The organism is Saliphagus infecundisoli (assembly GCF_020177375.1).
In the GTDB taxonomy this organism is placed as follows: domain Archaea; phylum Halobacteriota; class Halobacteria; order Halobacteriales; family Natrialbaceae; genus Saliphagus; species Saliphagus infecundisoli.
Genome location: NZ_JAIWHV010000038.1, coordinates 20383 through 27322 on the forward strand (window position 1 = coordinate 20383; position 6940 = coordinate 27322).

Annotated in this window: 6 protein-coding genes; 5 read left to right on the forward strand and 1 reads right to left on the reverse strand. The window is 58.9% G+C overall.

The features are described 5' to 3' along the window. Positions 1–82: 82 nt before the first annotated feature. The 5 genes from LCF40_RS21060 to LCF40_RS21080 all read left to right on the forward strand — a co-directional run bounded on the left by LCF40_RS21060 (position 83) and on the right by LCF40_RS21080 (position 5485). Positions 83–1096, forward strand: coding sequence for an ABC transporter ATP-binding protein (locus LCF40_RS21060; RefSeq protein WP_224830109.1), 1014 nt, complete (start codon positions 83–85; stop codon positions 1094–1096). Next, positions 1093–2010 (forward strand): ABC transporter permease, encoded by a 918-nt coding sequence (locus LCF40_RS21065; RefSeq protein ID WP_224830110.1) that lies wholly within the window; start codon positions 1093–1095, stop codon positions 2008–2010. The genes LCF40_RS21060 and LCF40_RS21065 overlap by 4 nt, the downstream gene beginning before the upstream one ends. Positions 2011–2139: 129 nt before the next feature. After that, on the forward strand, positions 2140–2778 hold the full coding sequence (locus tag LCF40_RS21070; protein ID WP_224830111.1) for a class I SAM-dependent methyltransferase: 639 nt from the start codon (positions 2140–2142) through the stop codon (positions 2776–2778). Further along, positions 2771–3904 carry a flavin-containing monooxygenase gene (locus LCF40_RS21075; RefSeq protein WP_224830112.1) on the forward strand — a complete coding sequence of 378 codons (1134 nt, stop codon included), beginning with the start codon at positions 2771–2773 and terminating at the stop codon, positions 3902–3904. Before LCF40_RS21070 ends, LCF40_RS21075 begins: the two co-directional genes overlap by 8 nt. Before the next feature lie 9 nt (positions 3905–3913). After that, on the forward strand, positions 3914–5485 hold the full coding sequence (locus tag LCF40_RS21080; RefSeq protein WP_224830113.1) for a transposase: 1572 nt from the start codon (positions 3914–3916) through the stop codon (positions 5483–5485). A 239-nt stretch (positions 5486–5724) separates the two neighbouring features. Here LCF40_RS21080 and LCF40_RS21085 read toward each other — a convergent pair whose 3' ends face one another. Next, entirely contained in the window at positions 5725–6732 is a 1008-nt protein-coding gene (locus tag LCF40_RS21085; protein ID WP_224830114.1) for a DUF6610 family protein, read from the reverse strand. Positions 6733–6940: the final 208 nt, after the last annotated feature.

Consider the following 6940-nt stretch of genomic DNA (forward strand, 5'->3'; position numbering starts at 1 on the left):
GAGATCAGATGCACGAACTAACCAACGTCTCTCTCGAAGAGATCGTATCGGTACCGCCCGACATCAGGCAGGGGGTCGTCGCGTGACTGACGCCATCGTCGCAAACGGCGTCGAACTGACCTACGCCGATGGAACCGAAGCCGTCAGAGACATCAACCTGCACGTTCCGGTGGGTGAATCCTTCGGCTTTCTTGGCCCGAACGGCGCTGGTAAAACCACGACCATCAAGACACTCGTGTCGCTGTTGCGTCCGACAAGGGGTCAGATCACAGTGAACGGCTACGACATCAAGACCGACCCGCAGGCGGTCCGCGAGTCCATCGGCTATATGGCTCAAGAGACGAGTGTCGATCCCGACCTCACCGCACGCGAAAACATCAAGTTTGCCTGCGAGACCTATGGTGTTCCGAAGGCCGAGCGGACCGAGCGGATCCACGACCTGCTCGATCTGGTTGACCTCGCCGATGTTGCAAACAAGGCCCCGAAGGAGTTCTCAGGGGGGATGAAAAAACGCCTGAACGTGGCGACCGTACTCGTCCACGAGCCGCCTATCGTCTTCCTCGACGAACCTACGACGGGTCTCGATCCTCGAGCTCGAATCCGCCTCTGGAAGTACTTCCAAGAGATCAACGAACAGGGAACGACGATCTTCCTCACGACCCAGTACTTAGAAGAAGCAGACCAACTGTGTGATCGCCTCTCGGTGATTCAGGAGGGCGAAATCGTCGCCACGGACTCGCCGGATGATCTCAAATCGAAGGTCGGCGGCGATGTGTTGGAGATCGCGCTCGAAGACCCGACCGAAGACAGGAGAACGCGCGCACAGCGAATCACCCGTGAATCGGAGCTGTTCGCGGAGGGAACGATAGAGACGACTGATGAGGGCATCAGTGTCGTGTCCGAGCACGCGCGGCGGGCTGGCACTGATCTACTAGTTGCGCTTCGTGACGAGGGATTCACCATGACGGGATTTGACGTCCGGTCACCGACGCTAGACGACGTGTTCCTCGCACTCACTGGCGAACCGGCGGGCAACAAGGAGACAACGGGCGAAGAACCGATGGAACCCCCCACCGAAGCAGAGGTGGTTCAATGAACTCGATCGATAACGGAACCGCTGGTGGAGTGGCCCCCGTCAGCGAGAAAACTACCGGGAATGGGTTTCTCCGTGATGTGTGGATCATTCTCAAGCGTTGGCTCTTGAAGTCCATCCGCAACCCGTTCAGGATGCTGCTTTCGTTACTATTTCCGATCATTTTCCTTGTGCTGTTCACAGCGGTGTTCGGACAGATCACCGGGAGTGCGCTCAGCCAAGCCCTCGGAATGAACGTCAATTACATCACGTATCTCATCCCAGCGATCATCATCCAGACGGCGCTCGTCAGCGCAGCTAGCTCGGGTGTCGGGCTAGTTGACGACATGGAGAACGGGATGTTCGAAACGATGCTCGTCGCGCCAGTAAACCGTACCGCGATGTTTCTCGGGAAGGCCCTCTCCGAGATCATGTTACTTATCGTCCAGATCGTCATCATTCTCGTGCTTGGCTACGTCCTGCTCTGGGTTGACACCGGAGGCCCACCTAGTACGTATATCGAGACAGGCTTGGCGGGGGCACTTGGGATCATCGCCATTGGGATCGTGTTTGCGATTTGGTTTACGGCGTTCTCGAACATCGTCGCACTCGTGATCCGGGACGCGGAATCGACCTCCCTCACCGTGCAACTCCTCGTGTTTCCCTTGTTGTTCGTCTCCAGCGCGTTCGTGCCGGTCAGCAGTCTCTCGAAATGGGTACAGGTAGTAGCGACAGGTAATCCCATTACCTACGGTGTTGATGCCGTCCGTGCAGTGATGCTCGGCCAGGATGTGCTGACGGTCCCCAATGTGATGGAATTTTCGGGCATCTGGAACACGCTTATTCCAGCGCTCGCCGTCCTCGTTGTGCTTGATATCGTGTTCGGTGGGATCGCGGTCTACTACCTCAACAATGCGGCGGGTTCGGAGGTGCAATGATGAAGATGACCAGTCTCACTCTCCATGCCTCTGATCCCATCATTCCGACACTCCGGGCAGCTCGTGAGTTGACAGACTGGGAATACGACGTGGTGCCTGACGCCACTCCGTCGATGGGAGGTGAGTCGGATGCATGGTGATGCACACACGTTTGACGCTATCAGTCCACTCTACGACAGGCTCAGGCCCAGTGTCTCCCCAGCAGTCATTGAGTCGGGGCTCGCGTTCGCCGAACGTCCGATCGAACGGCTGCTTGATATCGGTGGTGGACCGGGACGCGGAGCGGAGGCCACCGACGTTCCGGACCGAATCGTTGTCGATCCTGCCCCGGGGATGCTTCGGGCCGCAGCGCAGCGTGGCCTGGCGACGACTCGGGCGTACGCAGAGAGACTCCCGTTCGCCGATGACTCTGCCGATGCCGTCCTCTTCGTCGACTCTCTCCACCACGTCGATGCTCCCAATCAGGCGATCACCGAGACAGCACGCGTTCTGCGACCGGGAGGCGTTGTGGTGATTCGGGAGTTCGATCCAACTGGCCGGTTCGGATGCACGATGTTCGCCCTGGGCCGGATCGTCGGGCTGCATAGCCAGCCCCTCACGTCGGAATCAGTGGCGGTCATGCTCGAGTCGAGCGGGTTCGCTCCATCGGTGCTGGAGGACAGATTCAGGTTCACTGCTGTCGGCGTCGTGGAGAGAGAAGGCGATATGTCGGAGGAAGATGGGCAGAGCGAGACGATCGGTGGCGGGGTACTGATACAGGATGAGTAACAGCAACCACCACTTCGAGACGGTCGTGATCGGCGGCGGGCAGGCTGGGCTCGCGCTGGGCTACTACCTGGCGCAATACGACCACGACTTCATCATTCTGGACGCCAGCGAGCGGGTGGGTGACGCGTGGCGCACCCGTTGGGATTCGTTGCGACTCTTTACACTGGCGAAGAACAGTCGCCTTCCGGGAATGTCATTTCCTGCCCCGGATGACCACTTCCCGACCAAGGACGAGATGGCCGATTACCTCGAAGCGTATGCCGAACGGTTCGACCTTCCAATCCGCCTCGACACCACGGTCAACACTATCTGCCAAAACGATGATCGCTACGTGCTCGATACCGACTCACAACCCGTTGAAGCAGAGCGCGTCGTGGTGGCGACTGGACCGTACCATTACCCAAACATTCCTAAATTCGCTGAGAGTCTCGATCCAGCGATCACCCAGCTCCACTCCAGTAGCTACCGAAATCCTGACCAGTTCTCCCATGGTGATGTCCTCGTTGTCGGAACCGGGAATTCAGGGGGTGAAATCGTCGTAGAAATAGCCTCTACCAGCCGACGCACCTACCTCTCTGGACGAGATGTTGGTGATATCCCTCTCCCTCTCACTATATTCGGGAATCGAGTCGTCAATTGGATCTTTTCGTGGCTAACCGGCACCGTCCTCACGACCGACACGTGGGCTGGCCGGACACTGAAAGAACGCTTTCAGGGCGGTGGCGACCCACGAATTCGCGTCTCGGCCACGGACATTCGCCGGGCTGGTGTCGAGTGGGTGCCCCGAGTAGAGGGCGTAACAGACGGCACGCCGCGACTCGACGATAGACGAGTCCTTGACGTGGACGGGATAGTGTGGGCGACGGGGTTCCGACCGGACTACAGCTGGATCGAACTGCCGGGATTGAGCCTCGACGAGGACGGCTATCCGGTCCACAACCGAGGTGTAGTCGAAGGAGAACCTGGGCTATACTTTGTTGGGCTACCGTTCCAATACACGCCTGTCTCGGCGCTCGTCCGCGGTGTCGGGAGAGATGCTCGATACATCGCTGAGCGCTTGTTAGCGGCTGGGGACAATGAGCCCCGTACGCGTTCCCATCAGAATGTGTCCAGAATGGAGGATTAGCCTCGAATTATGCTGAAAACGGATCACTACGCCGACGCAGTCCGTACGTTTCTCCGCGCCAATCGTGGGTTCAGCACGAAGTCCGCAATTCGAGACGAAACAGACGTTCCCGACTGGTACCTCCGGAAGATGACCGCCACTAAGGGCGAGTTCTACTCATCGCTCAATCACAACAACCAGTATGTCGCCAGTAAATACACCGTCGGCCACCGGGCGGATACCGACGGCTTCTGGCGACCCACGGGGACTGGCGACGAAGTCGTCTTTCACCGGCAAGGGACCACCAAGCAGACGCTCAAATATCTCGCATTCAACCGTCCTTCCGGGCTTACCGCCGCAGAAGCTATCGAACTCCTCGGGCGACCGTGCTACCGAGCACTCGCTCAAATGACTGACGACGACATCGCCACCGTCGAACTCGGCGATACTGCCCTCTACACCCACACGTGGGCGCACAAACGCCACCGGCAGCTCACCGAACGCCGCACGAACACATCAATCGAACTCGATCCGTCGGGAGCTCGTCCGGCGGATCGTCACCTCTTCATCGAGGAGATTCTCACCGAGTTCACGACTATCGCGGCTGAACACATCGACTCTATCGAATCCGATCGAGCGGCAGCCCTCATCCTCCGCCAACTCCACGACGACTCGTTCGAGACGACCGAGACGCGCGTGCGTCACAGTCGCCGACTCAAGGACGTCCTCGGCTATGACGAGCCGTCCGATGTTCCTGATGGGACCTCAATCTGGCGATCGTTCGACGCGGTTCCTTCAACCGAACTGGAAGGCTGTCTCCGAGCGATGACGACTGAATTGTGCGAGGAAGAGTACCGGGCTGGCAGGTATGCTGTAGTCGATGCAACACACATGCATGCGCGGGCGAACACCCGCCGGGAGATCGAAAACGGTGATGTCGAGGGGGCGAGTTGGGGCGTCCACGATGGTCAGTTCTACGGCTACAAGGTGTATCTCGTGATTGATGCGGCAATCGAACTCCCTGTGGCGGCCCTCCTGGCGACCGGCAAGCGTAACGACCAGCGGATGTTCGTCCCGCTGATCGAAAAGTACGACGACCTCTATGACACCACCGATCTTGAAGCGGTATTCGCCGACGCAGGTTTCGACAGTACTGCGAACCGCGAGCAGTGCCAGGAGATGCTGGAAGCGCCGCTCATGACGGCGATCAATCCGCGACGCTCCAGCCCGCTGAAGGCGCTCAAAGACGAGATCAAAACCCTGTTCGAAGAGCACGGCGATGAGATCGAGACCGTCCACGACGCGCTGGACCTGCTGCCGCAGACGCTGTTGTCGGACTACGGTGTTGAAACCGGTAACGACGAACACAATTATATCATCCACGCGATCAAAGAGCGGATGAATCGCCACCTGCGGGCGGGTGTCGAGCGGGTCATCAGCCGGCTGAAAACGTTCACCGGGTTGGAACGTCCCCGCGCACGCAAGGAGAAGAACGTGCGAACGCACATGCTCCTCTCGGTGGTCTCACTCGTCGCGGTGGCGCTGACTGCCAAACGTCGGGGGAAACCGTCATTGATTCTGTCACCTGCGCGCATTATCTGACAAGTCGTCGGTGCGAGGAAGCCCCTTCTGAGCGACGTGTCTCTTCCGAGACGCAGAATCTGCGGTATGAGTATCACTGACGGGCCGTTCTAAGGAATCTTCCTGTTTTGACCAGGAGAAATAGCGTATTTTTGTTGTGTGGGCTCCATCTTGAGAGACAGCTCCGACCTCATCTGTCTCGGTCTCTCGCACAGCAGTCAATCTCGAAGATGCAATAGCCTATTCAAGTGAAAACCAGCTCACTGCGGGATGAAGACGCTGCGTTCGTCGTGGACCTCTTCGAGCTGGTTCTGCGTCCGGTGGCTAAAATAGCACTCGTGCGAGCAGTAGCCACAAACCTCGCCCGTATCGTACTCGGCAACGACTGGGCCACGATCGGTTGTCCACACGTTCGCCTCACAGGCTTCACAGGCTGCACTCGAAAGGTCGCTCGGCGTCGGCCCCTCGTACTCAAGAGGCTCGCTGTCGCCGTACGGTCCCGTCTCGGGCCAGATGCCCTGTGCTTGCCAGAAGGCTTTGATCCAACCAAGGCTGTGACGCACGAGCTTCCGAACGGTGACGTGATCGGCGTCACGACCGCTGTCGTCCCAGCCGTCAGCGGTCCAGAACTCGCCGAACTGTGCCCCGCGATGTAGGCCGTTCCAATCAACACCGACGATCTGTGCGGGCGGATCCCCGGTGAGCGTTGGCCGGGTGAGCTGCTCGATCGCGTCGAGTTGTTTGTGTGGACTGCCGCCGAGGAGGTGGACGCGCCGCCCGCGCCAGTCAGCGGGATCGGAGAACTCGTGAGCGAGGAGGTCTGCGGCCCCACAGGAATATCCCAGCGTGATCTCGTCGGGGATGACGTCGAGTGCCTCTCGACACTTGGGGGCGATGATGATCTCCGTGTCGGGATACTCCTCTTGGAGCGTTCGGACTGCATGGACGTATTCGTTGGCCTCTTCAGTGGAATATGCATCACCGATCACTCCGACGGTGGGTTCACACTCACGAAAGCGCTCGATATAGCGCTCGAGGTCGGGATTGCGAAAGTCGTTATCGAGCATCCCCACCGAGAGCTCGAGATCGAGGTACTGGCCTTGCTGGTAGGAACAGTCCCCACGATAGCCAGTGAGAAACCCCATGTTCGCAGCGTCGACGGCGAACGGTGCACGGTGGAGGAAGGCGACGTACTCCGCCTGTCGAGCGCGTTCGACCTCTGGAGCGGTGTCGCCACTACTCGTCGTGGGGTGTACTGATCGTGACATCGTTTAGTTCGCGGAGAGGACGGTGAGTTGCCACTCAGTTACCCCACGGTTGGAATCGTCGCCGGCACTTGAGCTTTTCACCGAGCAAAGAGCTATCTTCACTCGACGCCTAGTTTGAACATTGTGACACGTCCAGTCGGAACGAAAGAAGAATTGGAAGCACGGCGACGGCGTGCCGTCGCCATGTTGGAGCTTGGCCACAGTCCGT

What these genes read in the sequence shown, in the direction of transcription:
- LCF40_RS21065 (WP_224830110.1), top strand. Translation starts at nt 1,093, where the DNA reads ATGAACTCGATCGATAACGGAACCGCTGGTGGAGTGGCCCCCGTCAGC.
- LCF40_RS21070 (WP_224830111.1), top strand. Translation starts at nt 2,140, where the DNA reads ATGCATGGTGATGCACACACGTTTGACGCTATCAGTCCACTCTACGAC.
- LCF40_RS21075 (WP_224830112.1), top strand. Translation starts at nt 2,771, where the DNA reads ATGAGTAACAGCAACCACCACTTCGAGACGGTCGTGATCGGCGGCGGG.
- LCF40_RS21080 (WP_224830113.1), top strand. Translation starts at nt 3,914, where the DNA reads ATGCTGAAAACGGATCACTACGCCGACGCAGTCCGTACGTTTCTCCGC.
- LCF40_RS21085 (WP_224830114.1), bottom strand. Translation starts at nt 6,732, where the DNA reads ATGTCACGATCAGTACACCCCACGACGAGTAGTGGCGACACCGCTCCA.